This window comes from Methylorubrum subtropicum (genome assembly GCF_038442325.1).
GTDB lineage: Bacteria > Pseudomonadota > Alphaproteobacteria > Rhizobiales > Beijerinckiaceae > Methylobacterium > Methylobacterium subtropicum.
Window position 1 is genome coordinate 1 of record NZ_JBBXMW010000032.1, and the last position, 25,116, is coordinate 25,116.

Sequence of the window (25,116 nt, forward strand, 5' to 3'; positions counted from 1 at the left end):
GCTGCTGCGGGTGATGCAGGCGGCGCGCGAGACGCACGCCGGCACCGTGTTCGACCCGGTCGCGGTGAAGAGCAGGCTGAACCAGGCCGCCGCAGCGGGCCAAGCCCACTGCGTGCTGCCGGCGCCGTTCGACCTGCGGAAGACGGACGCGGCGCAGACGATCATCACCTGGTGCCAGCAGGAGGGCCTGCGCACCGAGTGGTCGCTCCGGCCGGCGCCGGAGGCGCACGGCGAAGCGGCCTATGACCTGGTGATCAGCTGGCGCCCGGAAGCGGCCAACCCCTGAGCTGCCCCGTGCGGCCTTCGCCCTACAGCACTAGCCCCTTGGAGCGCGGGCGTGCGGCCGCGGGTCCGTGGCGGTGTGTCGGTCCGCGGGATCGGGTCAGACGCTAGTTAAGGTAGGGAAAGGCGGGAGTTTCAGCGGCGGCGAGCTTGCTGAGCAGGCTGTCCCGGCTGCGTTCGAGACGCACGATCCAGCCCGCGTAAAACGCAGCTTCCTGCTGGCAATGGGCGCGGTACTCCGGGCCCCCACCGCGCCAGCGGGCCTGCCAGGACCAGTCGGCGTGCTGATCGCGGGCGTGCTTGAGAGCCCGCTGGTTCTCAAGGAAATCCGCGCCGGTCGGCTCACCCGGATCGGCGAAAATCTCCGTGGCAATGTGTGTGGTCGTCATACCAGCAGTTTAAGTCTGACAACGCACATTTTCAATATATTCCTAGGAGATCCTCTGCTAGCGCTCGCGCTCATGCTCCTGCGAGCGTTCGTCCGTGTCGCGCTCGCGCGCTGCCTCAACGTGGGCATACTTCTCTCGGTGATGCTGCTCGTCCAGCCAAGTCTCGGGATCCAGCAAGGTGCCCTGTGAGGCCAGACGATCCGGAGGGTCGGATGGGGTTTGTGCGGCTGCCCAGGCATCGGGATCGAGCCTGAGCTGCGGCTCCCTTTCATCAGGGACAAGATGCTCAGGTACCCGCTCCGCACCGATCGACCGGCGGTCGGTCTGCCAGGGCTGCAGGGGTTGATGCCCAATCTCACGGCAATAGCTTTCATACGCCTCGCGCGCCGTATGGACCCGTGCTTCGGCTGCGCCCAGGTCACGGGCCATGTCGGGCAGGCGGGCGATGAGATCCCTGGCCTGCCTTGAGCGCTCCGAGGCGCCAAGGGTCCAGCCATCCTTGCTAAGCAAGGCGCCGCGCGGAGTGCCGATCCTCTGCGGCTGACGTTCCAGCATATCAACGGAACGGGGGTATCCCCACTTACCAAACGCCCACTGCAGATTTTTGACGGCGGCGTCAGGCTCCTGGAAGGCTGCACGCACAGCCTGATACAGTTCAACTCGCTTCGTCCGCTCGAATGCGTCAGCATCGACGTAAGATCGACGAAGTTTCTGCTCCAATTCATCAGACATAACTTGCCAATCCCGACAGTAAGACCAATCATTTCATTATGATTGATTGGATACCTTGGTACAGCCTACGCATTAAAGCCGCCAGACTCGCCTACCGGTTGGGCAGCCGGAGCGAGGCCGTAATGTGGTACGTCCAGGTCAGCAACCGTGACCGGATAAACATGTTCTCCCTTGCTTATACTCTCAAGCCTTTCCAACCAACCGAACATCCTGGCTCCAGTGACGCCATTCATTGAACCCGTCAGGCTCCGCTGACCGCGCGCCTCATAAGCTTGCGTGACCAACCCGTGTCACGTTTTGCATGGGGCAACCTATGATAGCTCTCACGATGCCGGCCTTTGTTGCGCGGGCTGAACGCTCCTGCGGGGGCTTGCTCACCCTTGCGCAGACCTGCGTTCAGGTCTGGTGGCTTCTCTCCGGCCTGATCTGGTGCATCTTACTCCTGCGCGGCGACGACAGCATGGTTATCCCGCCTGCCTTGGCGACAGCCATGCAATGGGCCTTCACTCTGGTGGCTGTGGGCACCATCGGTGGCGGTCTGCTGGTCGGCACCGCCACTCTGCTGGTCCGGATCCAGCGACGCCGGGACCACGCCCGTCGGCACACCGACCGGCGCGTCTGACCGAATGATCCGAGCGATCGTACGAAGCCCCTGCCAGCAGGGGCTTCATCGTCACGCACGTTACCGTTCCCGCTCGAGATCGCGCTCGCGCTCCTGATCTCGCTCCCGGTCACGGTCTGACCGCTGCTGATGGTCCCGTTCCATCTGCCACTCATCCGGATCAAGTCGGACTCTGCGTTCCATCGCAGGTTCGGGCGTTGGCGAGGGCCCCTTGGATCGCTCGGCCTGCCATTCATCCGGATCAAGGCGCAGTCGCTGCTCCTGAACGGGCGTCTGCACCGGCGATCCGTGATCCGGATCCACGGACCGGCGCTGATCCTGGGCCGGAGCGGGAGGCACGCGCAAGGGTTCCGCCGGGCGGACAACGGACCGGGGCGTAATCTCAGTGCCCTCGCGCGACGCCATTTCAGCCTCGAGACGTACAACGGCAGCGATCTGCTGGGGCGTGGCACGAAGTGTCCGGTCTGGCTCCTGCCGCTTGGCTTCAAGCCGGCGTGCCTCGGCCAGCAGGTCGTCAAACTCGGGGTCGCGGAAGGCGCGCGACACCTGCTCCCAGCTCCGGACGTTCTCCGGTTTGAGAACCCTTGCTCGGACCATCTCGCGGTTCATGTGGCGGTGCAATTTCTCGTACTCGCGAGCGCCTTCGATAAACGCCTGCCGGCGTTCCTGACCCTGTTTCAGGGTCGCAGCCTGGATCTTGCCAGCCAAGGTGTTAACCTCGTCGTCAAGGCTGCGGCCCTCGGCATAGAGATCGTCTCGCGCAGGCTCATGAGCCTGATCGGCGTTCGATAGAGCGGACGGATCGGCCCGCTGCTCCACCTCCTGCCAGTAGGCCTTTCGTTCGCGCGCCTCCGGACTGAGGGTCAGGACAGGGCCCAGGACCCGCTCACGTGGCGGCCATTCCGGGCGTCTGGACAGGGTAGGATAGCGCTCTTTGGCGCTCGGGTCCGCCGCCAGTTCCGCGATGGCCCTGCTGATGTCACTGTCCCTAAGCATGGAGGTCACCTCCTCGCGGCGGCGGCGGCGCGCTGCCGGGTCCGGCGGACGGTGCTCGCCCGGCTCCCGATCGATCCCGCGTGCGGCGTAGCTGCCGGCATCAATCTTGACGGGAATGCCGGCCTTTTCAAGCGCTGCGTTGGCGATGGCCTGCCACGCCGTACGGGTGTCCTTGAGGAAGGTTTTGCGGTCAGCCGCGCGCAGTTTCGGGCCAAACCCGTCCGGGGTCACGAGGCGCGTCGCCAGCAGCAGGTGCACGTGCGGATTGTGGCCGGTGCCGTCGTCGTGCACGGCCAGATCAACCACGAAGCCCTGGGCCGTGAAGTGCGCAGCCATGCTGCGCGCGACTGCAAACCAGGCTTCGCGGGGTAACTCGCGTGGCAGGCTGAACTCGACCTCCTTGGCCAAGCGAGCGTCCTTGCGCCGCTCGATGGCCTCTACGGCGTTCCAGAGAACGGCCCGGTCAGCCATCCAGGCGGGTGCGTTGGCTGGCAGATGGATCTCGGCGCCAAGCACGTCGCGCCGGCCGGCGAACTTGCTCAGCCGTTCCTCGGCCGCGTTCTCAAGGGTTTCGCCGGCCCGGTAAGCGGCGGCGGCCACAGCCGAGCGGCCGTCGCCTCTGCTGATGTTTTTGACGTGCAGATGGTACAGCGCCACGGCTCGCCTCCGCCACGGTCGAACCGCCCGCCGGCCGCTTCGATGGCGGCCCGGAGGGCGCGGGGGACCAGGGGGGCACGCCCCCCGGCTCACCGCCGGTTTTCCCCGACGCGGAACCTGCGTCGGTGTGGAAAACCGAGCGGCGTTGCCAGATGCGTACTACGCATCCGGACAACGCGTAAGTGAGCTGTTAGGGCCACAACCATCAACAACTCAATGCCCCGCCCTCCGACAGCGGGATTGCCGATTGCCAGCATTCCTAGAAGCTGCATTGTCAAGCTTCGGCGGGAGCTGGCACATGGGCAAGGACAAAGGGTTTCTGGACGACCTCTTCTCCGGTTTCGGGAAGGCAGGTTCCAGTAGCGGCGGAGGGGGCAGCAACTGGCTCGATTTCTCCGACCTCAAAAGCGCCACCAGCGGCGTTAACGGTCAGAAGCTCGCGACGTCGGTGATTGATAAGTTTCGCGAAGCCAAGGCGCGTCGGACCTACAAGGATCTGGTCGACTTTTATGGGCCTGACGTTGCCGAGGCTGCCGCGGCAGCCGTGCGGGCTGGGCGTGATCCGGCCGGCATCATCGAACGGGCCAAGCGTCAGTTGGAGGAGCGGGCTGTACGCGAGGAGATGCTGCACAATCCACCACCGGTCCATGGCTCGGCCCGGTGGGCGACCCATGACGAACTCGCCAAGCGCCTGAAGGATCGGGACGGATTTTTCAACCCGAAGTCGATCCTGCTTGGTGGGGTTGATGATCCGCGCACCGGCGACGCGGCGTTCATTCATTGGGATGGTGAGGGCCACCTGGTGACCCTCGCCCCGTCACGCGCCGGGAAGTCGGAAACGACGATCGTTCCGAATCTGCTGCGCTATCGAGGGAGCGTGATCGTCCATGATCCCAAGGGCGAGCTGTACGAGTTGACGTCCAAGGAACGCGCCAAGTTCGGCCCGGTCTATCGGATCAATCCGTACAACGTCGGCACCCATTCCGATAAAAACCTCTTCCCGCAGCACGGCTTCAATCCGCTGTCCGGGCTGGCAGGCTTCGGCGATGCTCGAGAGCTCGCCGGGCGCCTGTTTCCTCCAGACCCCCGCTCACCCGCGTTCTTTATAGAGGACGCGATGACGTTCATTCCGCCGCTGATCTGGTTCGCAAAAAGCTGCCTGGACCCGTCACAGGCGAACCTCTACCACGTGTGCAAACTGATGGCGGCCGGTCCGATTTACCTCCGCGATCAGGTTCTGCCGCAGATGGAGCGCTCCGGCATCCCGGAAGTGGTTAGCGGAGCACGGGCCATCCGCGGCAAGTACGCCGGCAACGATCGGGGCGAGCAGATCCCGACGGGTCTGCAGACCTTTTTTTCAACCTGCAACACCAAGCTGATGTTCTGGCTTGATGGCGCACTGGGGGATTGTGTCCGGCGCAACGACGTGGATTTCGCCGCGCTCAAACGTGGCAGTGGCGTTCCAGACCAGACCGTCACGGTCTACGTGACCCTGCCATTCCGGATGATGAAAACGTCGGCGCCGTTCCTCAAAATGGCGTTCACGAGCGCTCTGACGGCAATGGAGGAGGGACCGCCGCCACCGATCCCAGTGCTATTCCTCATCGACGAGTTTCTGGCCTTGGGGCCATTCCCGGAGTTTGAAAGCGCCCTCCGCGAGGTTGGCGGCTACGGGGTGCGTCTGTGGTTCTTCCTGCAGGAGATCGGCAAGCTGCAGGAGCATTATCCTGGCACAAGCTGGCAGGCATTCTTCAACACGTCGGTCAAGCAGTTCTTCGGCATCAACGAGCCTTTCACTGCCGAGCTGATCAGCCGGTTACTGAGCAGCCGCACCGTGGCGCTGCGCAGCACCAACGAGAGTGCCAATCTGTCGGCGCAAATGGGCCGCGACAACGGCTCGGCCGGCGTCAACGTCTCCTCTGGGGAGAGCATCAGCCTGCACGGGCGCCCACTGATGACGCCCGATGAAGTGACAGAACTGCTGAGTGCCTGGAATGACGATAGCACACGCGCCAGCATCGTGCAGATGAGCAGCCCACCCCGACCGGTGCAGGCGAAGCTCGCCAGTTACAAAAAGAGCGGCACCTGCATGAAGCTCGTCGGCCCTTGGATGGGGCCGGTAGGATCCAAGGGGGGCTATCCGGCATGAACGAGAACCAGACGACATCGTCCGTTTTGAGCGGAGCAAAGCTCAGCCGGGCCTCATGGAGCACACCGATCTGGATGACGCTGTGGCTGGTCGTGTTGGCCTATGCCGTTAGCTACATCATCGCCGGCTACATGGGGCAGCCAAACAGCTGGTGCCGACGCTGCGCGCCGACGCCGGCCTGGAACGTCCTACGTGATCAGATCGGGCTGCTGACCCCGTTATGGTGGGGCTTGGGTGTATCCGCGTTTGGCATGGCCATCGGCCTCTCGGCCATGGTCGCGGCCGAGGAACGGACCCAGAAGGCCCTCAATTTTCGCTTCCTGGACAACGACCACACACTGACCCGGCGGGTTCACACCCTCGCCGCGAGGCTTGATCTCCCGCCGCCACGAGTCGGCATTATGAATGCCGCCAACGCGTTTGCTGTTGGAACGGACCGACGCTCCGCCGCCGTCATCCTTGGGGTGCCGCTCATCAACAGCCTGCGCACGGACGAGCTCGATGCGGTGATCGGACATGAGCTCGGGCATATCGCGAGCGGGGACATGCGCGGCATGGTCTTCGCTGAGGGCTATCAGTCGATGTTTGGAGCGTTCTTCGCGACGATCGGCATCATCATCCAGATCCTGCTCAGCGTCGCCCTGAAGTCGGGCCATGCGGGCGGCGGGACTGCACCGCTTGTCAACGCCTTCACCACGCTGGGCCGGGTGCTGTTCGGCTTTGTCGGCGAGGTCCTGACAAAGGGATTGTCCCGCAAGCGCGAGTTTTATGCCGATGCCATCGGTGCGGCCGTGACGTCGCCAGACGCCATGACCCGGGTCCTGCAAAGGCTCGAAGGCCTGCCCGTGAAAGCCACCCCCGCTGAAAACAAGTACGCCTACCTGATGTTCAAGGGCAGAGGCGGCGATCTGTTCAGCACTCATCCAAGCACAGCTGACCGCATCGCAGCCCTCCAGTCCGGGGCTTATCTCACCCGTATGAAGGCAGCCCACCTTCGGTCGCAGCCGCACGGCAGGACCGGTCAACGTGGCCTCAGCCCGACGCCTGCAGCCGTGCCGGCGAAAAAGGATCGAATCGAGCCGACGTTCTAGCAACGGCCGCGCCGCACCAGGGGCCTCATTGCCGGCCCCTGGACCCCGCTAGGATGTTCTCGAAGGGATCGGGTTTCTGTGCGAGACTGGCTCCACGGTACAGCCAGGGATGGCGATGACCGTGAAGGGATCGACGGCCATCTCGGCAACGGGGTGGCCATCACCGTTTACGGCATACGGTAAACCGTAAACGATGGACCTCACGCTTTGCCGGGGCGTTAGGCGAGCATGGATGGATCCTTCGACCTCGCACGCTTCGTTGACGCGCAACGCGGCAGCTATGACCAGGCGCTGGCCGAACTGACCGCCGGCGCCAAGCGCAGCCACTGGATGTGGTTCATCTTTCCGCAGCTGGCGGGCCTTGGTGCGAGTGCGATGGCGCAGCGCTACGCGATCGGCAGCCTCGATGAGGCGCAGGCCTACCTGCAGCACCCGGTTCTGGGCGAGCGCCTGCGGGCCTGCACGGCGGCGGTCAACGCTGTCACGGGGCGGACCGCGCACCAGGTGTTCGGCTCCCCCGACGATATGAAATTCCGCTCGAGCATGACGCTGTTTGGGCGCGCAGACCCGGCGTTCAGCCAGGCGCTTGCCTGCTATTACGACGGTGCGGAGGATCCACGGACCCTCACGCTGCTCGGCCTCACAGGGTGAGTGGCAAAGGAACAGCACGCCAATTACCGTTTAAGGTTTACCGTAAACGGCAAGCTGAAACGCTCGGGAAAGCCGGCCCCAAATTGGCGGTTTTTGGCGGCGCGCGGCGGGAACACCGGCCCCAGTTTGCCGCCATGCTCGCGCAAACCAGCGGCGCACTCCTCCCCCCGGAAAGCCGGCCCCAGATTTGGGTCGGGCGGCCGCGGGCGAACGTCAACGGGCTGGGCAGCGCCCCACCTTCCGGGGTTTACGCGGTCGCCGTGCGACCGCACCATCACTCCACCGCGCTCTGCGCGGTGACAAAGCCTCTCAGGAGGGCTGTAGGCGGTTTTTTTGGGCTTCAGCGTTCCGCTGTCGGTTCTGCCTCCCCGGACGCTTCCTGGGGCCGCTCAGGTGGCCTGTGCCACTCACACACTCGCAGAGCCCTTCTTTGGCCGCCGATAGGCGGCCTCAATGTGAAGTCAGCCGCTGGAGGCGGCTTCCTTATCGGGTGGGGGAGCGGGTTTTTGGCGAAGCCAAAAAGGGGCGGGGTCTGTGCCTGCACAGACAGATCCGGTGATGCACAGCTCTCCCACAAGGTTCTCAACGGGTCTGTCTTTGAACCCCTTCTCCACAGGGTTGCGTCTCTTTAGGTCTCTTTAAGATATCTATATAAAAAGTCTTTATGAAAATTCATGTTTGGTGACAGTGCTTTAGATCATAAATTTGGGGCCAGGATTCCGGTAAATTGGGGCTGCACTTCCCGAATTTGGGGCCGCACTTCCGGCAATTTGGGGCTGCACTTCCGGCAGCCTCTCCGCTTATCCACAGCCCGGCATCCGGGTGCAGGCGAGCCCGCATAAGCCGGTTTTCCGCGGAAATCTGGGGCTGCTGTTCCCAAGGCCTGAATTGGCGTCAACAAGGCCCGGTAGGCTCCTGCCCTGACGGCGAAAGGGCCGTCGATCGGAGGTATTTTGGGGCCGGTGTTCCGCCCTGACATGAGCAATCACAGCCACTTAGCCGTATCCTCTGGGGCACAGCAGACCTGTAGCTGCCCAGACGCCAATCTGGGGCTGGCTTTCCGGCACGAGTATAACGATTGCAATGACTTAGTCGCGAACGATCTCGGCAGACCTCTCCCCTGCCCGGATCCCTGGCAAACCGATTTTGGGGCTGGATTTCCGCTTCGGCGTGAGCGTTACCAAGGGTTTAGGCGGTTAGCTGGGCTGCGGCCTGTCCAGCGGCACGGGCCAGATCCATCTCAAGCTGGGTCGGCGCCGCGTGGGTGTAGTGGTAGCGGCGGGATTTGCGCCAGCCGGAGCCGGTGATCTCCTCGCGCCAGTCCTTGAGCCCGCCGGCGGCGACCATGTCGTTGAAGGCCTGCCGGCAATCCTTGCGGAACTGGGCGCGCGTGGCGCTGGTCTCGCGCTCGGACCAGAGCTCGCGGCCGGCGAGCTGGGCGAGGCGGTCCTCGTCGATCCATGCAAAACCGGGCTGGCTGTCGATGAACGGCCAGAACGTCTTGGCGTGATCGCCCTTGAGGCGGAACTGCACGTCGGCGTTGATGCTGACCAGATGCGCCTTCTCAATCATCTGCAGGACGCTTGGGCCGTAGCGCACGGTCACGGTGCTATCCAACTGGGCGCCCCCCCAGTTGACCTCGGTGATCAGCGACGCGGCGCTGCCGCGGGTATCCGGTAGGGCACCGATCGAACGGGATTTCTTGATCTTGTCGAGCTCGGCCAGCGAGCGGCCCTCGTGGATCAGCACGCTGACCTGCTGGATCTCCCGGAACACGTGGATGAGGCTCAGCAGGTTGTTGACGTGCTCGGTGCGGCCCATCACGCGGATCAGCTCGCGCCAGGTGGTGCGCGTCTCGTAGTAGGTCTGGGTTGGCGCGATGAAGGTGCCCGGCCGATAGTCCGGGTTGGGGATCGAGACCTTTTCGCGCTTTAGGCGAAACAGGGCGTAAATCGCATCACGGTGCTGGCTGCCGAGCTCCCTGCCCTTCACCTCGACCACTGAGTAGCCGGGTACCTCGTAGACGCGGGTGAAATTGCTGTCGGTGATCAGGTTGACCTTGCGCGGCGCGAACGCCGAGGTCCGCGCCAAGCGGTCCGGCATCACGGCCGGGTTGCGCCGGCCGCGCCGGTTTTTGAGCGTCCGCTCGCGGCGCGCGAGGCGCTGCTGTTCTTCAGGCGTGAGCGGGCGTCCGGTCGTCATGGCTGCGACTCAGGCTAAGGCAGAACGGGAACAGTGGCACCAAAATTCGGGAACAGCAGCCCCAAATTTCTGCCTGCCTGTGCATCACGCCGCATACAATCCGAGGCCAGCGCGACACCCGCCACGCCATGACGCGGTGTACATCCGAGCCTCCGTCCCGAGAAAAGTAAACGTCCGATCAGCGGTTTAGCGCAATACCGTTTACGGCTTACCGTAAACGGTAAGCGGGTTACTTCTTGGCGAACTCCGCCAGGGACGGCTGCCCGTATTTTTCGAGGACCATATCCAGCCCCTCACGCAGGTAGCTGTTCACGTCCCGGTCGTGCTCGATGCACATCATCTTAAGACGCTTGCTCGCGGCCGGGGGCACGTAGGCGGTCAGCTTGACCGTCGGAGTGCGGGCCGCCGCCGCCGGATGGCGGACGATTTCGGCGGAGTCCTGGCTGCTGCCGGCAGTCTCGTCCTGCGACGCGTAACCGCCGAGCGCGGCTTCAAGCGACGCGGGTTTCTTGGCCATGCTGTTTTCCTTCCATGCGGTTGAGCGCCCACTGCAGCAGTTCGCGCACCTCGGCGGCGGCCTTGCTGTTGGTGTCGCGTTCGGTGACCCCCTGCCCTGTCGCCAGCGCGTCCATGTGATCGGCGCGCATGGCGAGCGGCGTGCTCGCGACGGCGCCAGATAGCTGCAGGACGCGGAAGGCGTCGCTGGTGCGGATCGAGCGGCCCGGCGGGCACTGGTTCAGGACGTAGGAGAACGGTTTGTCGAGGCGGGCGATGCTGCGCACGGTCGGCCGGGCCGCCTCGATGTCGGCGATGCTGGGGCGAGCCGGGATCAGGCACAGGTTGGCCACTTGGATCGCCGCGGTCGCTGCCGGCGTATCGACACCGGGGGTGTCGATGATCACCAGCTGGACCCCCTGCTTCTTCAGCAGGCCCATGGCGACCTCGAGCTGACCGGACTGGAGAGCGTTAACCTCGGGGCCACCCTCGGCCTCGCGGCGCTCGTACCAGTTCTTGGCGGTGCCCTGCGGGTCGAGGTCGATGATCGAGGTTTTAATCCCCCGCTCTTCGGCCGCGACGGCAAGCGAGACGGCCAGGCTGCTTTTGCCGGTGCCGCCCTTCTGAGTGACGAATGCGATGACGTGCATGGCGGCCATCCTTTCCGAAGGCGACGCTAACCGCAAGCCGTTAACGGTTTACCGCAAACCGCATGCCGCAAGCGGTGTGCCGTAAACGGCACACCGTAAACCGTTTACAGTTTACGGTAACGGCTGGAACAAGCCTTAGTGACGGTTGTCGGTCGGAAGTGCATTGGCTGGCCATGCAGATCGCTAGGGTGAAGCGGTTTACCGTTTGCAGTAAACCGTAACCAATTCCTGCCAACAACTTAAGGCCGGAAGGCGGCTGACGGCACCTCATACTGGGTGCCTTCCCATGGAACGAACCTCTTACCGTTTACCGTAAACGGTTTGCCGTACATCGCTGCCAACCAAAAACCTGCCGCAAGTGCGGGCAGGAGCGGGGACTCTCGCCACCGCTCCGGTGTACCTCGGAACCAGCAGCCCGTCAGATCGGGCTTGATTGGTAACGTATATGGTACTATGTTGAATGGAGATCAGGGAGTTTCTGGACAGCCGTGGCGGCAGTCCGTTCGCCAGCTGGTTCGATGACCTGGATGCCCAGGCGGCCGCCAAGGTGACGGTGGCGCTGACCCGGATGGAGCGGGGCAACCTCTCCAACGCCAAGGGCGTCGGGGGAGGGGTCCAGGAGTACCGGATCGACTGGGGGCCCGGTTACCGTGTCTATTTCGGACAGGACGGGGACACGCTGATCATTCTGCTATGTGGCGGCACCAAGCGCCGGCAGCAGGACGACATCGCCGAGGCGCAGGCGCACTGGGCGGAATACAAACGACGGAAAAAGGAGGAGGGGTGATGGCCCTGACCCGGAGCTTCAAGGACACCGTGAAGGCGCGCGCCGAGCGCGACCCGGCGTTCCGCGACGCCCTGTTGACCGAGGCGGTCGATCAGTTTCTGGCCGGCGACCTTGAGACCGGCAAGGCGGTCCTCCGCGACTACATCAACGCGACGATCGGCTTCGAGCGCCTAGCCGAGGAGACTGGCTCTTCGTCCAAAAGCCTGATGCGCATGCTCAGCCCCACCGGCAATCCGACCGCCAGCAACCTCTTCAGCGTGCTGAGCTCAGTGCAGAAGTCCGCGGGCCTTCATCTGGCGGTCGCTGCAAACCGTTAGCCGGATTTGAAAGGTAGTGAACCGTGTCGGTGCGAGAGTGCTGCCGGACACACCATTGCAGCAGCCTCTGCTGCTGAAACTCTTGAGCATGTGCATCCGTACCTGCCTCATCATCGCAGCACGTGGTGACGCTCAAATGGCATTTTGAGCGTCTGATACAGCATGTCCAGATTCATCCCTGAGAGGAATTTTCTTTTTTTTGACAGGAACTTAGACAGAAGTTTGGTCTTCCCTCAGAGTTGGATCGGCAAGGCCGGTCTCTGCAGGAGAGAACGAATGAACAAGCGCAGCCTTACCCTTGCTGCTGCGGCTCTGCTCGGCGGACTGGCCATGAGTGCCGGGGCGGCATCGGCCGCTCCCCTGTCCGTCAACACGGTCCAATCTGATCCCTCTCTCGTGAGCACCGTGCAGATGACGCGCATGGAGCGACGGATGATGGAACGCCGCATGATGAAGCGTCGGATGATGGAGAGGCGGATGGATCGCCGTATGGACCGGCGGCGGATGATGGAGCGGCGGATGGACCGTCGTATGATGAACCGCATGTAATCTTGGCAATTGGGGGCTCTGATCGGAGCCCTCAATCCGACGCTGGATTTAAAAATCTGCAAAATAGCGCTTGTTCAGCTCGTGAAGACCGCTTATGTCGCAGGTCCTGGACGACAAAAAAGGCCGCCCCGGTGAGGGAGCGGCCCGAAGTCTTGGGAGGAAACGCCCCGAAGGGGCACGGGACCGCGACGCCATCGCGATCTCGCATAATGCAAAATTAGATAGCGCGCCGCACAACGCAACCCGTACTTTGGTTGCTTTCCATGCATGGGTGGAGCAAATCGCCTCGCGAGGTGCGCTACCACACCATAGTTGGCTTGGCAGCTAGGCACCCTCCGGTGCCTGACGATCCTGATCCAACTGCTGCAGCAGTGCCGCCAGACGCGGATCAAGCTCCTCATCCAATACCGGGTCAAAGAGAGCCTGCAGCTGTCGCCCGAGCCGCAAGCGGATGCGCGCATCCAGAACTGGCCCTTCCGCGGCCGGTGAGGAAGGCAGCGGGAGCGTGTCCAGCTTGGAGGTCATGGTCACAAAATTGTGATTAAGTCTTAACAAACAAGCCGGCAAAATCACGCACAACATATGATGGTGATATAAGATCTATCCTATGTTTGGTTCGCGAGAATTATTTCCGATGACTCCGCCCATCCGTGCACACTCGGCCTGTAGATCGGACAGGTAGCTGGTGAGCCGTCGCTTCACGGCGGGATCAGCGCAAGAGACGGTGAGGGGAACCGGCAGGGCGTGACTCGGCAGGGTGTAGATGACCGATTCCGCGTATTGAGCCGCCTTGCGCTCCACGTTGGCGGCCAACAAGCGGATGCCTGTGGGGAGTCCGATCGAGATGGTGATGGTGACCACGGTGCTCTCCGAGCCCTCGGCTGCTGTCTGGCAACCCCTGTCGATCAGCGAGGTTGCCGGCTAAGCCGTATGTATTATTCAGCGCCGGATTGATCCCTCTGCCGACCGCGCCAGCTTCCTGCACAGGATGCAGCATGCTGGTGGACGGGGGAGAGCTGGGCATGACCACCAATCCATCGTGCAAACCGCCCTTCCAGGTCACGACGTACCGGGACGGTCAGGCGGTGATCATCGAAACGCTGGATACCGAGATCGCCGCCCGGACGCGGTTCGCCTCCGCAGTCGATCTATGCCGCACCCTGGATCAGGCTCACGTCCACAGCGTCGAGCTGCGGGCGAACACGGCGCATCTGATCGACAGCTGGACCTCAGTCACTCCGGACGTAGCGGAACGGGTAGGGGCCGAGGAACAGGTCGCCTAGCGCCTTCCTGTTCCGGTAGGTGAACCAGCGCTGGCGCAGGTGCTCGGCGCGGTCGTGCAGGATGTGGCATCGCTGGCAAAGCGCCTTGAGGTTCCGGGGATCGTTGTTGCCCGGATCGTGGTCGAGATGCGCGCAGGCGAGATAGACGCGCGTGGTTTCGATCACCGTGCCCGCCGGCAGACATTCCAGCGGTGCCAGCTTCAAGGGCCGCCCCCGCCCGCTGCGCCAGGTTTGCGCCGTCGCGTCCCACCAGCGGCCATCGCCCAGGTGGAACACCAGCTGGCCGTGCGGTCGGCCGCAGCCCTCACAGCAGCCCTTGGCCCGGCCGAAGCGGATCACGTCGGACAGCTGCGCCCAGTCAATAGGGTAGAAAAACCGGTTCTCCGGACGGATCGGCATCGCGTCAGCCCTCCGGACGCGCCTGGCTGCGCGCACGTGCCTGCGGGAAGTAGGTGTAGAAAGTCCGCGCCGAGACGCCGAGACGCTTGGCGATCTCAGCGATCGGGATGGTGCCGGCGTCGATCATCGCCCGGCCGGCGGCGAGGTCGGCGTCGGACAGCCGCCGCGGGCGTCCACCCTTGCGGCCCCGTGCCAGGGCGGCCTTGAGGCCGGCGTGGGTTCGCTCGCGGTTGAGATCCAGAAAGTACTCGGCGATGGTGCCGAGGAAGTTGAACATCATCCGCCCGGTGGCGGTCTCGGTGTCAACCTGCTCGGTGAGGGACCGCAGCTTTACGCCGCGCTCCTGCAGCATGTGCGCGGTATCGAGCATTTCGCGGAGAGAGCGGCCGAGGCGGTCGATCTTCCAGACCACCAGCTGGTCCTCAGTGCGCAGGAAATCCAACGCGCCCTCGAGGGCCGGGCGCTTGGTGCCGGCGCGCCCACTCTCCTTCTCCTCGAAGATCCGAGAGCAGCCGGCGGCCTTCAGGGCATCGCGCTGCAGGTCCAGGTTCTGGTCCTCAGTCGAAACGCGCGCGTAGCCGATCAGCATGTGAAGATTGTACGAAAAGACCGTTTTCCGCACAATAGTTTTCTTCACATATTTTCTTCACGCAAACGGGGCTGTTTCGGGTGCCGCGGGAGGGGGCTTGCGCTTATGTGCAGAAAACGGTCGTTTTCCGCACACTCGGAGCGCAGAAGTTCTGGGGCAGATTTCTGCAATAAGAATGGCCAACGATCGCAAGGCGGCCGCGCCGTTGCGAAAGTCCTGATTTCTGAACGGCGGACCGACCTTCCAACTAGTAGGCCGCGCTACGCTCGATGCCCGCTCGGGCGTGCCCTAACTTAGATCAATACCGTTCCTGAAGCGACCGATGAGGGCGTGTCGAGTAGGCCATGAACACGACAGTTCGATCCGCGCTCCCAGCAGGCGATGGCCGGCGGCTCGATAGTATTCACGACCTCTTCACCGGCAGCATGCGGGAGCGCGAATTGCCGAAGCGGTATGACGTGCTGCGCCCCGATGATGCGCATCAATCCGCCTACATGCTACTGACGGGCTACGCTAGCCGCTACCGGCTGATGAGCGACGGACGGCGGCTGATCACCACGATCTTGGTACCAGGCGATGTCTGCGATTTCGGCTTCCTGACGAACAGTCGGGTGAGAAGGCCTGTCGCTACACTCACCCCTTGCCGGATTGGAGAGATTTCCTGCAACCCGCTGCCGGATAGCGCAAGCTGGCCGGGTCTGGCTGCCGCGCTGCTTCGGCGCATGCAGCGGGACGACGTGATCGCGGACGAGCGGATGCTGACTCTTGGCCGTCGCAACGCCGTCGAGGCTCTGGCGCATCTGTTCTGCGAACTGCGCGAACGACTTTCAGCGGTCAAGCTGGCGACCGCCGACAGCTTCGCGCTGACCATCGCGCAGGATGACATGGGCGATACGCTGGGTGTCACCTCGGTCCATATCAACCGGTCGCTGAAAGTCCTGCGCGAGACCGGCCTGATAACGCTTGAGCACGGTACCCTGACGATCCATGACCGTGCAGCCCTCGAGCGGCTGGCGCACTTCGATCCCGCCTACTTGCGAGACGAGCAGGATTAGTCTGCCGGCGGCTCAACCTGCCATTCGCCCACGAGGTTGAGTTCCGCGCTGTAGAGCACGGTGCCGCTGGCATCCCGAATGCGCGCGCTGAATGTGTGCCGATCACCATCCAGGAGCTTATCGCGGGCCATCTCGGGTAAGACCCCGTGGGCAGCACGTCGCGCCGCCTCGGCGTCGGGCATATCTTGCCCAGTCTCGTCGTAATGGCGAAAGTCACCATCGTCGGTGTCGAAATAGTAGCGCGGCACATGGCTCTCCGCTGCAATAAGGCGGGAGCGCGCGTCTCTCTCAGCCACCGACGCCCGAAGCCGTGGTCAGTGATACCTACCCCATACATGTATTCAAACCGCATCGCAATAACTTATGTTACGTAGAGATAAACCTCTAATCGACTTGTAAATAACTTCAGTTTGCGGCGAGAAGTCGAATATTCGCCAATCCACAACGAGCTTAGCCGCTCGTAAATCCTGGGCTATGCGGGTCCTAGCTCAAACTTCTGCCGCTGGGGTCGTCATAGGGCTTGTAAGAAACCTTCATATAGCGCACAGCTCGGGTATGGCCGTGCGCAGAACCATCACCGTATCGATCACTCAGGAGCAGGACGACCTGATCCGGGCGTGTCTAGCATCCGGCCGCTACGCGAGCACGAGCGAGATCATCCGGGCGGCTCTGCGTCAGCTCGAACGTGACGAAGCCGCCACGCGGGACGTAATCCGGTCGAACAAGCCCAAGAGCAGCGCCACCCGTGTCTGATGCCATCGATCATCAGCATCCCTTCCTGATTGGGGGTGGCACAACCGGCGCGGAAATTCGCGCCTTCGACTGGCCAAGCTCACAGCTCGGCCCCATCGACAGCTGGCCCGAAGCGCTCAAGGTCGCGCTCGCCACCATGCTTGCGTCCCCACAGCCAATGTTCATGGCCTGGGGGCCGGAGCTTATTGTTTTTTTCAACGATAGCTATCGGCCAATTCTAGGTCAAAAACTTGCTGGGGCCGTCGGTCTACCCTTTGCACAGCTATGGGCTGATGTTTGGGAGGAAATTGAACCCATTGTGCAGCGAGCCCTGGCTGGTGAGGGTTCGTCTTTCAAGAATATGCCGCTGACGATGCGGCGGAATGGCTACCCGGAACAGACCTGGTGGTCGTTCACCTACATGCCGCTCCGGGATGGATCTGGAACGATCCAGGGCATGCTCTGCACCACGAATGAAACCACGGCTGAAGTTCAAGCCGCGGCGGCACTTCGGCAAAGCGAACAGAGGCAGCGCGACTTGTTACAACAGATGCCCGGCTTCATCGGCGTGACGACCGGTCCCGATCACGTCTACGAGTACGTCAACGACGCCTTTGTTGCGATCTCCGGGCCGCGCCAGTTCATCGGCCGGAGTATGCGCGACGTTTTCCCGGAACTCGAAAGGCAAGGGTACTTCGAGCTGATCGATCACGTCTATGCGACCGGCGAACCCTACGCCGCCAGAAACATACCATTCCGGCTGGCCGGTGAGGTGCGGGACCGCTTCACCGACCTCACCTATCAGCCGATCCGCAACGACGCCGGCGCGATCACCGGCATCTTCGTGGGTGGGTACGAGGTCACCGAGCAGAACCGTGCCTCTCAGGCGTTGCGAGACCTCAACGCCGATCTGGAGCGCAAGGTCATCGAACGGGCGCTGGCGCGGGGCCGGACTTGGCAGGTCAGTCCCGACCTCTTGGTGGTGATCAACCATCAGGGGACGTTCGAGGTTTTCAACCCGGCCTGGACCGCGACGCTCGGCTGGTCCGAGCAAGAGCTCACCGGCTTGGCCTTCGCCGACCTCGTGCATCCCGATGATCAGGCTGCAACACAAGCCGTGTGGCTGGATGCGGTCGAGCGCGGGCTGCCGGCCCTGCGCTTCGAGAACCGCTATCGGCACAAGGACGGCAGCTACCGCTGGCTGTCCTGGGTCGGTGTGCCGGATGACGGCAAGGTCTACTGTTCGGCGCGGGACATTACCGCCGAGCGTCAGCAGGCGGCGGAGCTGCGCCTGCATCGGGACATCGTGCAATCGGACACGTCACCGATCCTGGCGTTCGATCACGATTGTCGGGTGTTGGCGTTCAACCGGGCACACGACGAGGATTTCCAGCGGGTCATGGGCCGCCGCCAAGCGATTGGCGACGTGCTGCCGGAGCTGTTCCCGGCGGAGCAGGCGACCGCCCTCAAGGGGCTAATGGATCGCGCGCTTGCGGGCGAGCGGTTCGTGATCATCGGGGACTTCGGCGATCCCGGCCGAGTGATGCCATCCTGGGAAATCACCTACACACCGCTGTACGACGCGGATGGGCAGGTGATCGGGGCGTTTCACCACGCCAGGGACATTTCTGAGCGGAAACTCGCCGAGGCCAACCTAGCCTCTACCGAGGATGCCCTGCGCCAGTCGCAGAAGATGGAGGCGGTCGGCCAGCTCACCGGCGGCGTCGCGCACGACTTCAACAACCTCCTGACCGTGATCAAGTCGTCCACCGACCTGCTCAAACGCCCCAACCTCGCTGAGGAGCGGCGCACCCGCTACATTGCGGCGATCTCCGATACGGTGGACCGTGCCGCCAAGCTCACCGGCCAGCTCCTCGCCTTCGCCCGGCGGCAGGCGCTCAAGCCTGAGGTATTTGCAGCCGGCACCAGTGTGCGCAACCTCGCCGACATGATGCGGACCCTGACCGGCTCACGGGTGCAGATCACCACCGAACTGCCGGACGTCCCCTGCTACGTGAACGCCGACGGCAGCCAGTTCGATACCGCGCTGGTCAACCTCGCGGTCAACGCCCGCGACGCCATGAACGGCGAGGGCAAGATCACCATTACGGTGTCGGCGGTCGATGCCGTTCCGGCAACCCGTGCCCATCCAACCGTTCCGGGCGCCTACGTCGCAGTCTCGCTGAGTGATACCGGTACCGGCATTTCAGCCGAGATGATCGAGCGCATCTTCGAGCCGTTCTTCACCACTAAGGGAATCGGCAAGGGCACGGGTCTCGGTCTTTCGCAGGTGTTCGGGTTCGCCAAGCAGTCCGGCGGCGACATTACTGTGGCGAGCACCCTCGGCGAGGGCACCACGTTCACGATCTATTTGCCGCGTGTGGCTGCACCGAGACAGGCGAAGGCCGTCGAGGAGCTGGAGGCCCTGGCCGATGGACAGGGCACGTGCGTGCTGGTGGTCGAGGACAACATCGATGTCGGCACCTTCGCGGTGCAGACCCTGAACGATCTCGGTTACAGCACCATCCTTGCCGCTGACGGCACCGCGGCGCTGGCCGAATTGGCCAAAAACGCCGACCTGTTCGACGTGGTGTTCTCGGACGTGATGATGCCGGGGATGAGCGGGATCGAGCTGGGGGAGGAAGTCCGCCGCCTCTACCCCGACCTGCCGGTGGTGCTGACCTCCGGCTACAGCCATATCCTGGCGCAGAACGGCACCCACGGGTTCGAATTGCTGCACAAGCCGTACTCGGTCGAGCAGCTGTCGCAGGTTCTGCGCAAAGCTGCCGCCGGGCAGCGCCGCAAGCGGCCTCTCAGCAAGTAGCTTGACCGTGGGCTAGCCGTCAGAATTCTTGGGTTTTGAGGATTGTGCAATCCGTCAGCATCGTGCGGCGGTCGCGTGCTGGAACGATCGTCTTGACCCGTGATAGATTTGTCACCTCAATGACAACCGGAACACGCAGCCATCCCGGCACCGGACCGACAAGCCTGACCGCTGGCAAAGGGTGGTGGTCCCGCTCGGCCGCCCTGCGGCGCACGTCCGGTGCGCAGTCGGTCCTGGAGCGCATCCGGGCCGTCGTGGTGGCTGCCCGTCCTTCCGCCGCCGTGCGCTATGGCCTGGCGGCATTCATCATCGTTGGCATCGCACTGCTGCGATCCTTCCTGTTCGCCAGCTTCCCCGGCTTCTTCCTGTTCACGCCGGCGATTGTCGTCATCGCGCTGGTCCTCGGAGGCGGCGCGGGGCTGCTGGCGAACCTGCTGGCGACGGTCTGCGTCGGTTTCGTGTTCCTCGACATCGAGCCGGTCGGCACGCTCTCTCCCGCCCAATGGGCCGTCACCACACTCTTTGCTGCAACCAACCTCGGGCTGACGGGCCTCGTAGTTGCCCTGCGCATAGCGTTGGTCGCTGCCGATACCTCACAGGCAAGCCTTTCGCGCAGCGTCGTCGCAACCGTTGAGCGTGAGGCGTTCCTGACCAGCGTGTTGGCCAGTTCGACCGATTGCATCAAGGTGCTCGACCTCGACGGCAAGCTCACCTTCATGAGCGAAGGCGGCCAGCGGGTGATGGAGGTCAGCGACTTCAACGCCGTCGAGGGCTGCCCCTGGCCGGATTTCTGGACCAGCAGCGGCCATGCGGAGGCGGTCGCCGCGCTTGCTGGCGCGCGAGAAGGACGCAGCAGCGATTTCGTCGGTAGGGCCAGCACGATGCAGGGCACGCCGAAATGGTGGCACGTTGCGGTTAGCCCGATCCGGGGTGCCGACGGCCGGCCCGACCGCATCCTGTCGGTTTCGCGCGATATCACGGCTCTGCGCGAGAGCGAGGCGCGGGCAGAGGTAAACGCCGAACGCGTGCGTCTCGCGCTGGCGGCCGGGGCTATCATCGGCACGTGGTTCTGGGACATCCCATCAGACCGGTTCACCGTGGACGAAGCGTTCGCAACCAATTTTGGTCTTGATCCGGCACTTGGTCGCGAGGGTATCCCGCTCGCCCAGATCGTCGAGACCGTGCATCCCGACGACCAAGCGAAGCTGGCTGCGGCCATCGCAGAGGCGATCGAACGAGGCGGGCGCTACGCTCACCAGTACCGCGTGCGCCGCCGCGACGGGCAATATTACTGGCTGGAGGCCAACGGTCGCGTCGATCTCGCCCCCGACGGTAGGCCGCTGAGCTTCCCCGGTGTCCTCCTCGACATCGAGGAGCGGCGCGCCGCAGAGGAGAACATGCGCCTGCTCAACGGCGAGCTGGCGCACCGGCTCAAGAACGTGCTGGCCGTGGTTCAGTCCGTCACCCGGCAGACCCTGCGCAACGCCAGCGACGTACAGACCGCCAGCGAAAACCTGTCGGCGCGGTTGGTCGCCTTGGGCGCGGCGACCGACGTGCTGACCAACGCCTCGTGGCGGTCGGCCGATCTTAAAGAGCTGGTGGAGCGTGCCTTGGCCCCGCACGGTCAGCTCGGCCAGCGCATCCTGCTCGACGGGCCATCCGTGACCCTGCAGCCGCAGGTCGCGGTGTCCCTGGTGCTGGCCCTGCACGAGTTAGCAACCAACGCCGCCAAGTATGGTGCGCTGTCGAACGATGCCGGCACGGTGGCGGTCGATTGGCGGGTGGATGGCGAGGGACCGGAGGCACGATTCCATCTCACCTGGCAGGAGCGCGGTGGCCCGCCCGTGCAGGCGCCGACCCGCCGCGGGTTCGGCAGCACGCTGATCGAGCGCTCCTTGAAATCCTATTTTGGCGGTACGGCGGTCACGGAGTTTCAACCGGAAGGGCTGGTGTTTACCCTGGATGCCCGTATGGGCGATGCCGCCCTGGGCAACGGAAAGAAGGCGTAACATTGGGTCAGAGCACACCGATCGGCAGTAACACGATCCTCATTGTCGAGGACGAAGCGCTGCTGCGTTTCGACATGATCGAGTTCTTCGAGGATCGCGGCTGGCGGGTCTACGAGGCAGAGCGCGCCGAGCAGGCAATTGCCTTGCTCGATCGGCATCAGAACATTCGAGTGGTGCTGACCGACGTGCAGATGCCTGGCAGCATGGACGGCCTCAAGCTCGCCCATTACGTGCGTGAGCGGTTCCCACCTACGCTGCTGTTTGTCGTTTCTGGCCATGCTCCACTATCAGCTAACGCGTTGCCGGCACGGGCGACGTTCATCCCCAAGCCGTTCGATCTGCATCATGTACTCCGCCAGATCGAACGCAGCCCGGTCGGCTGACGAGCGACTCCAGCGCCGCACGGTTTTGATTTTCTGACACGTTATCCCGACAAGTTCGAAGGTAGGGAAAACGGTCGTTTTATGCACATAAGGTATGGACCTTTAAAACAGGATGTCAGTCCGGTTCACACATTTTGTCTCGTTAGACGCAGTATGCTTCACCGCAGATGCCAGATAATATATACAGCCTCCGTCAGTATGATCCGCAGGTAAAATGTCCCAAGTCGTACCGCCCATCACACCCGCTGAGATCAGACAGCGAGCCTATGAATTGTGGGAACGCAACCACAGTTCAGACGGCTTCGAAGTCGAATTCTGGTTGCTGGCCGAACGTGAGCTGCGTGCCGAACGGCAACGGCAGTTTCTCAAGTGCGCCCCGATTGTAGGTGAGGCACAACAATCATACTCATAGCTTGCCAATACAGGTTCCCAATCTCCTTTAAGATTTCGCCTTCATCGCAGATAGCATGAAAGGATCCTGGCCAATGGCCTGTTCGCCGTAGCCGAGAATACGCAACAATTGCTCACGGCCACGCGAGACACGGCTTTTTACCGTACCGAGCTGACAGCCAAGGATCACCGCGGCCTGTTCATACGAGGCACCGGATACGGTGACGAGCACAAGAGCTTCCCGCATCTGTGGCGATAGCTTTGCCAGTGCGGCTTGCACATCATTCACCTCAAGATAATCGGGTTGATCAGGCAGTACGGCAAGCCGAGCGGCATGGACACCATCCTCATCCTGAGCTTCGCGGATCTTGCGCTTGCTGGAGTAAAAATGATTACGCAGAATCGTAAAAGTCCATGCCTCGAAGTTCGTGCCCATTACAAAGCTCGTGCGGCTGCGCCAAGCTCGCAGCAATGTATCCTGCACCAGATCGTCGGCGACGTGGCGATCGCGCGCTATCGATATGGCATAACGCCGAAGGACAGGAACAACTTCGGTGAGCAACTTCCGAAACTCATGCTCAGAACTATTATGTAGGCCACCCAGAGCAGCATCGAGCTGAGCTAGCAGGGCGGCGAACTGAACAGAAGCAAGTTGTTCAGCTTCAGTTTCGATGAGCGCAGTTCCCAGCAGTTGGCCGAGGTGTACTCGAATAGCCTCTGATAACGCCGGTTCTTCCCCGGAAGTTTTGGCTTGCGGTACGCGGACACGATCGTTTGATGCCATGGTCATCACGAGGAGACGCCTGACGATCAGGCTTGAAACCGACTATCTCACGTTTCTGCCGGGTAGGCACATGCCTTCCAGCTTGGCTGCGATGGGCGGTTGCGTCTGGTTTCGTCACCAGCTGATTTGGCTCTGGCGTAATCACCTTTCACGCCAAAGCGGAACATGCGCCTGCAAACGCACGTCTCCCTGGCGCGGAGAGGTTTGCGGATGCAGGATATTATCGACAAGCTTGGCCAGGCCTTGCTGATGGCCGCCGGCATGGCCTGGCAGACCGGCTGGACGCTGGTGCTTGGGTTCACGATTTCGGCGCTGCTGCAGTCCGTGGTCTCGACCGAGCAGATGAAGCGGGCCCTTGGCCGCAGCGGGCCAAAGGAGATTGCTCTGGCTTGCCTGGCCGGCGCGGCCTCGTCGTCCTGCTCCTACGCTTCGGCCGCGATCATGCGGACCCTGTTCAAGAAGGGCGCGGCGCTGATCACCTCGCTGGCGTTTCTGTTCGCCTCGACCAACCTCGTGCTCGAGCTCGGCATCATCCTCTACCTCCTATTAGGTTGGCAGTTCATGGCCGGGGAGTGGATCGGTGGCATCGTCCTCATCATCGTGATGAGTCTGCTGGTGAAACTGACCTACCCGAAGACGCTGGTCGAGGCGGCACGCACCCACGAGGAGGCTGCGGGCGGCCACCAGCACATGTCGATGGCAGTGGAGGGAACGACGCTGCGGGCGCGGCTCCTCAAACCGGAAACGCGGGTCAAGGTCGCACAGAACTTCACCATGGAATGGTCGATGCTCTGGAAGGATCTGCTGATCGGCTTCCTGGTCGGCGGGTTCCTCTCGGCGTTCGTGCCGGATGCGTTCTGGAAGGCGCTGTTCCTGACCGACGCCTCGCCCTGGATCAAAATCCCGCTCAACGCGCTGCTCGGTCCGCTGATCGCGGTCGCGACCTTTGTCTGCTCGATCGGCAACGTCCCGCTGGCAGCGGTTCTCTGGGCCGGAGGAGCGAGCTTTGGTGGGGTGCTCGCCTTCCTCTACGCGGATCTGATCGTTCTGCCGCTGCTCGACACCTACCGGCGCTACCTGGGCTGGCGCATGGCTGCCTACATCGGCGGGGTGTTCTACATGACGATGGTGATCGCCGCGCTGGTGATGGACCTGTCGTTCACCGGACTGGGCTTGATCCCGTCTCACGACACCAACGTGCGGGAACAGCTGACACATTTCTCACTGAACTACACGTTCTGGCTTAACCTCGCGTTCGGCGCGCTCGGCCTGTACCTGTGGTGGATCAGCCGCCGGCACCCCATGCAGCACGGGCACGCAAGTCATGACCATGCTCATCATGGGAAAAACAATTAGCACAGCCTTTGGCTACCGCTACGCAAATTCTAAAACAATCTCACTGCAGAAAGACTCGGCCAGCAACTTAACTTTTTTCATAGCCATTTTTCGTATGTCCTCTTGCGAATGATGCGGCTCAATATCTACCTGTACAAAACCTTGAAGACGACCGTGGTCCGTGATCAATGTAAAATTAAATCGCCCGGAGCGGCTACGTATCAATAGAAAATGTGGCTTCATCGTCCATAGCCTGCGTTGATTGATCGAACCATCACGAGACAATGAAAGGCTGAAGCTAGTCGTTCCAGGAAGGGCGCGAGTCGGCGCCCTTCTCCGTGGACGCCTTACATGCGGTTCATCATCCGCCGCTGCATCATTTTCCGACGCATCATGCGACGCTCCATCATCCGCCACTTCATCATGCGGGCCCGCTTCATCATCCGCTCGGAGCGGGTCATCTGCACAGGGGTTGCCAAGGCGTGATCGGTCTGGATGCCGGGAACGGCAAGGGGGGCCAGCAGCCCGTCGGCCTCGGCCAGCTCGGCCTGAGCGATCTCGGTCGCATCACGAGCAACCTGCACATCGGCGCGGGCGCTGGCAGTTTCGGCGCGGCTCACGGCCATGTCGGCCACGTGGGCGGCCTCCCGCCTGGCTTGTTGACCACGGACCAACACGGCATCGATCCCGGCCTGCTCAAGCAGCGTTCGCAGGCGGATGATCTCCGCCTCAAGCTCTTCGCGGGTCAGCGTTTTCACGTTCGC

Annotated in this window: 29 protein-coding genes; 16 read left to right on the plus strand and 13 right to left on the minus strand. The window is 62.8% G+C overall.

Going from position 1 to position 25,116, the window contains the following annotated elements:
- Window positions 1-286 (plus strand): hypothetical protein (locus AAHG03_RS25365; protein WP_342154307.1); only part of this gene is annotated, 286 nt, incomplete at its 5' end.
- Window positions 287-389: 103 nt separating this feature from the next.
- Here the strand turns inward: AAHG03_RS25365 and AAHG03_RS25370 are convergent.
- Window positions 390-671 carry a hypothetical protein gene (locus tag AAHG03_RS25370; RefSeq protein ID WP_342154309.1) on the minus strand — a complete coding sequence of 94 codons (282 nt, stop codon included), beginning with the start codon at window positions 669-671 and terminating at the stop codon, window positions 390-392.
- Between the two features lie 57 nt (window positions 672-728).
- Window positions 729-1,403, minus strand: coding sequence for a hypothetical protein (locus AAHG03_RS25375; RefSeq protein WP_342154311.1), 675 nt, complete (start codon window positions 1,401-1,403; stop codon window positions 729-731).
- 328 nt (window positions 1,404-1,731) lie between these two features.
- On the opposite strand from AAHG03_RS25375, the gene AAHG03_RS25380 reads away from it, so the two are divergent.
- The gene (locus AAHG03_RS25380) at window positions 1,732-2,025 is read left to right on the plus strand and encodes a hypothetical protein (RefSeq protein WP_342154313.1); all 294 of its coding nucleotides are present in this window, start codon (window positions 1,732-1,734) and stop codon (window positions 2,023-2,025) included.
- Between the two features lie 60 nt (window positions 2,026-2,085).
- Here AAHG03_RS25380 and mobQ read toward each other — a convergent pair whose 3' ends face one another.
- Entirely contained in the window at window positions 2,086-3,678 is a 1,593-nt protein-coding gene (mobQ, locus tag AAHG03_RS25385; RefSeq protein ID WP_342154315.1) for a MobQ family relaxase, read from the minus strand.
- Window positions 3,679-3,976: 298 nt separating this feature from the next.
- On the opposite strand from mobQ, the gene AAHG03_RS25390 reads away from it, so the two are divergent.
- From AAHG03_RS25390 to AAHG03_RS25400, 3 genes are all read left to right on the plus strand, one after another.
- Window positions 3,977-5,827: a type IV secretory system conjugative DNA transfer family protein gene (locus tag AAHG03_RS25390; protein WP_342154318.1), complete on the plus strand. Its 1,851-nt coding sequence runs from the start codon at window positions 3,977-3,979 to the stop codon at window positions 5,825-5,827.
- Complete coding sequence (locus AAHG03_RS25395; RefSeq protein WP_342154320.1) at window positions 5,824-6,918, plus strand: M48 family metalloprotease; 1,095 nt, start codon at window positions 5,824-5,826, stop codon at window positions 6,916-6,918. The genes AAHG03_RS25390 and AAHG03_RS25395 overlap by 4 nt, the downstream gene beginning before the upstream one ends.
- A 228-nt stretch (window positions 6,919-7,146) precedes the next feature.
- Complete coding sequence (locus AAHG03_RS25400) at window positions 7,147-7,569, plus strand: DUF1810 domain-containing protein (protein WP_342154322.1); 423 nt, start codon at window positions 7,147-7,149, stop codon at window positions 7,567-7,569.
- Window positions 7,570-8,757: 1,188 nt separating this feature from the next.
- On the opposite strand, the gene AAHG03_RS25405 is transcribed toward AAHG03_RS25400, so the two are convergent.
- The 3 genes from AAHG03_RS25405 to AAHG03_RS25415 form a co-directional block, all read right to left on the minus strand.
- On the minus strand, window positions 8,758-9,771 hold the full coding sequence (locus tag AAHG03_RS25405; RefSeq protein ID WP_342154324.1) for a hypothetical protein: 1,014 nt from the start codon (window positions 9,769-9,771) through the stop codon (window positions 8,758-8,760).
- 229 nt (window positions 9,772-10,000) lie between these two features.
- The gene (locus tag AAHG03_RS25410) at window positions 10,001-10,288 is read right to left on the minus strand and encodes a ribbon-helix-helix domain-containing protein (protein ID WP_342154326.1); all 288 of its coding nucleotides are present in this window, start codon (window positions 10,286-10,288) and stop codon (window positions 10,001-10,003) included.
- Window positions 10,263-10,916, minus strand: a complete 654-nt coding sequence (locus AAHG03_RS25415; RefSeq protein WP_342154328.1) for a ParA family protein — start codon at window positions 10,914-10,916, stop codon at window positions 10,263-10,265. Before AAHG03_RS25415 ends, AAHG03_RS25410 begins: the two co-directional genes overlap by 26 nt.
- A 460-nt stretch (window positions 10,917-11,376) precedes the next feature.
- Here AAHG03_RS25415 and AAHG03_RS25420 point away from each other — a divergent pair, with 460 nt between their 5' ends.
- The 3 genes from AAHG03_RS25420 to AAHG03_RS25430 all read left to right on the plus strand — a co-directional run bounded on the left by AAHG03_RS25420 (window position 11,377) and on the right by AAHG03_RS25430 (window position 12,569).
- Complete coding sequence (locus AAHG03_RS25420) at window positions 11,377-11,703, plus strand: type II toxin-antitoxin system RelE/ParE family toxin (RefSeq protein WP_342154330.1); 327 nt, start codon at window positions 11,377-11,379, stop codon at window positions 11,701-11,703.
- A complete protein-coding gene (locus tag AAHG03_RS25425; protein ID WP_342154332.1) occupies window positions 11,703-12,020 on the plus strand; it encodes a helix-turn-helix domain-containing transcriptional regulator in 318 nt (105 codons plus the stop codon). The genes AAHG03_RS25420 and AAHG03_RS25425 overlap by 1 nt, the downstream gene beginning before the upstream one ends.
- Before the next feature lie 276 nt (window positions 12,021-12,296).
- Window positions 12,297-12,569 (plus strand): hypothetical protein, encoded by a 273-nt coding sequence (locus tag AAHG03_RS25430; protein WP_342154334.1) that lies wholly within the window; start codon window positions 12,297-12,299, stop codon window positions 12,567-12,569.
- Window positions 12,570-12,893: 324 nt separating this feature from the next.
- Here AAHG03_RS25430 and AAHG03_RS25435 read toward each other — a convergent pair whose 3' ends face one another.
- Together AAHG03_RS25435 and AAHG03_RS25440 are read right to left on the minus strand one after the other, a co-directional pair.
- Window positions 12,894-13,094 (minus strand): hypothetical protein, encoded by a 201-nt coding sequence (locus tag AAHG03_RS25435; protein WP_342154336.1) that lies wholly within the window; start codon window positions 13,092-13,094, stop codon window positions 12,894-12,896.
- 75 nt (window positions 13,095-13,169) lie between these two features.
- Window positions 13,170-13,430 carry a hypothetical protein gene (locus AAHG03_RS25440; RefSeq protein ID WP_342154338.1) on the minus strand — a complete coding sequence of 87 codons (261 nt, stop codon included), beginning with the start codon at window positions 13,428-13,430 and terminating at the stop codon, window positions 13,170-13,172.
- Between the two features lie 134 nt (window positions 13,431-13,564).
- On the opposite strand from AAHG03_RS25440, the gene AAHG03_RS25445 reads away from it, so the two are divergent.
- Entirely contained in the window at window positions 13,565-13,852 is a 288-nt protein-coding gene (locus AAHG03_RS25445; RefSeq protein WP_342154340.1) for a hypothetical protein, read from the plus strand.
- Here the strand turns inward: AAHG03_RS25445 and AAHG03_RS25450 are convergent.
- Both AAHG03_RS25450 and AAHG03_RS25455 read right to left on the minus strand, forming a co-directional pair.
- Window positions 13,799-14,251: a hypothetical protein gene (locus AAHG03_RS25450; RefSeq protein WP_342154342.1), complete on the minus strand. Its 453-nt coding sequence runs from the start codon at window positions 14,249-14,251 to the stop codon at window positions 13,799-13,801. The genes AAHG03_RS25445 and AAHG03_RS25450 overlap by 54 nt on opposite strands.
- A gap of 4 nt (window positions 14,252-14,255) precedes the next feature.
- Window positions 14,256-14,840 (minus strand): recombinase family protein, encoded by a 585-nt coding sequence (locus tag AAHG03_RS25455; protein ID WP_342154344.1) that lies wholly within the window; start codon window positions 14,838-14,840, stop codon window positions 14,256-14,258.
- 344 nt (window positions 14,841-15,184) lie between these two features.
- Between AAHG03_RS25455 and AAHG03_RS25460 the strand changes: the two genes are divergently transcribed.
- Window positions 15,185-15,895, plus strand: a complete 711-nt coding sequence (locus AAHG03_RS25460) for a Crp/Fnr family transcriptional regulator (RefSeq protein WP_342154346.1) — start codon at window positions 15,185-15,187, stop codon at window positions 15,893-15,895.
- Here AAHG03_RS25460 and AAHG03_RS25465 read toward each other — a convergent pair.
- On the minus strand, window positions 15,892-16,143 hold the full coding sequence (locus tag AAHG03_RS25465; protein WP_342154349.1) for a DUF6894 family protein: 252 nt from the start codon (window positions 16,141-16,143) through the stop codon (window positions 15,892-15,894). The two genes, AAHG03_RS25460 and AAHG03_RS25465, sit on opposite strands and share 4 nt — an antisense overlap.
- Window positions 16,144-16,456: 313 nt before the next feature.
- On the opposite strand from AAHG03_RS25465, the gene AAHG03_RS25470 reads away from it, so the two are divergent.
- The 5 genes from AAHG03_RS25470 (at window position 16,457) to AAHG03_RS25490 (ending at window position 22,255) form a co-directional block, all read left to right on the plus strand.
- The gene (locus tag AAHG03_RS25470) at window positions 16,457-16,648 is read left to right on the plus strand and encodes a ribbon-helix-helix domain-containing protein (protein WP_412759795.1); all 192 of its coding nucleotides are present in this window, start codon (window positions 16,457-16,459) and stop codon (window positions 16,646-16,648) included.
- Window positions 16,641-19,451 (plus strand): PAS domain-containing protein, encoded by a 2,811-nt coding sequence (locus AAHG03_RS25475; protein ID WP_342154353.1) that lies wholly within the window; start codon window positions 16,641-16,643, stop codon window positions 19,449-19,451. The genes AAHG03_RS25470 and AAHG03_RS25475 overlap by 8 nt, the downstream gene beginning before the upstream one ends.
- A 92-nt stretch (window positions 19,452-19,543) precedes the next feature.
- Window positions 19,544-21,460: a sensor histidine kinase gene (locus AAHG03_RS25480; RefSeq protein WP_342154355.1), complete on the plus strand. Its 1,917-nt coding sequence runs from the start codon at window positions 19,544-19,546 to the stop codon at window positions 21,458-21,460.
- A 2-nt stretch (window positions 21,461-21,462) separates the two neighbouring features.
- A complete protein-coding gene (locus AAHG03_RS25485; protein WP_342154357.1) occupies window positions 21,463-21,843 on the plus strand; it encodes a response regulator in 381 nt (126 codons plus the stop codon).
- Between the two features lie 214 nt (window positions 21,844-22,057).
- A complete protein-coding gene (locus AAHG03_RS25490) occupies window positions 22,058-22,255 on the plus strand; it encodes a DUF2934 domain-containing protein (protein WP_342154359.1) in 198 nt (65 codons plus the stop codon).
- A 27-nt stretch (window positions 22,256-22,282) separates the two neighbouring features.
- Here AAHG03_RS25490 and AAHG03_RS25495 read toward each other — a convergent pair whose 3' ends face one another.
- A complete protein-coding gene (locus tag AAHG03_RS25495) occupies window positions 22,283-23,023 on the minus strand; it encodes a sigma-70 family RNA polymerase sigma factor (RefSeq protein WP_342154361.1) in 741 nt (246 codons plus the stop codon).
- A gap of 204 nt (window positions 23,024-23,227) precedes the next feature.
- On the opposite strand from AAHG03_RS25495, the gene AAHG03_RS25500 reads away from it, so the two are divergent.
- Window positions 23,228-24,373, plus strand: a complete 1,146-nt coding sequence (locus tag AAHG03_RS25500; protein WP_342154363.1) for a permease — start codon at window positions 23,228-23,230, stop codon at window positions 24,371-24,373.
- A 326-nt stretch (window positions 24,374-24,699) separates the two neighbouring features.
- Here AAHG03_RS25500 and AAHG03_RS25505 read toward each other — a convergent pair whose 3' ends face one another.
- Window positions 24,700-25,110 (minus strand): hypothetical protein, encoded by a 411-nt coding sequence (locus AAHG03_RS25505; RefSeq protein WP_342154365.1) that lies wholly within the window; start codon window positions 25,108-25,110, stop codon window positions 24,700-24,702.
- Window positions 25,111-25,116: the final 6 nt, after the last annotated feature.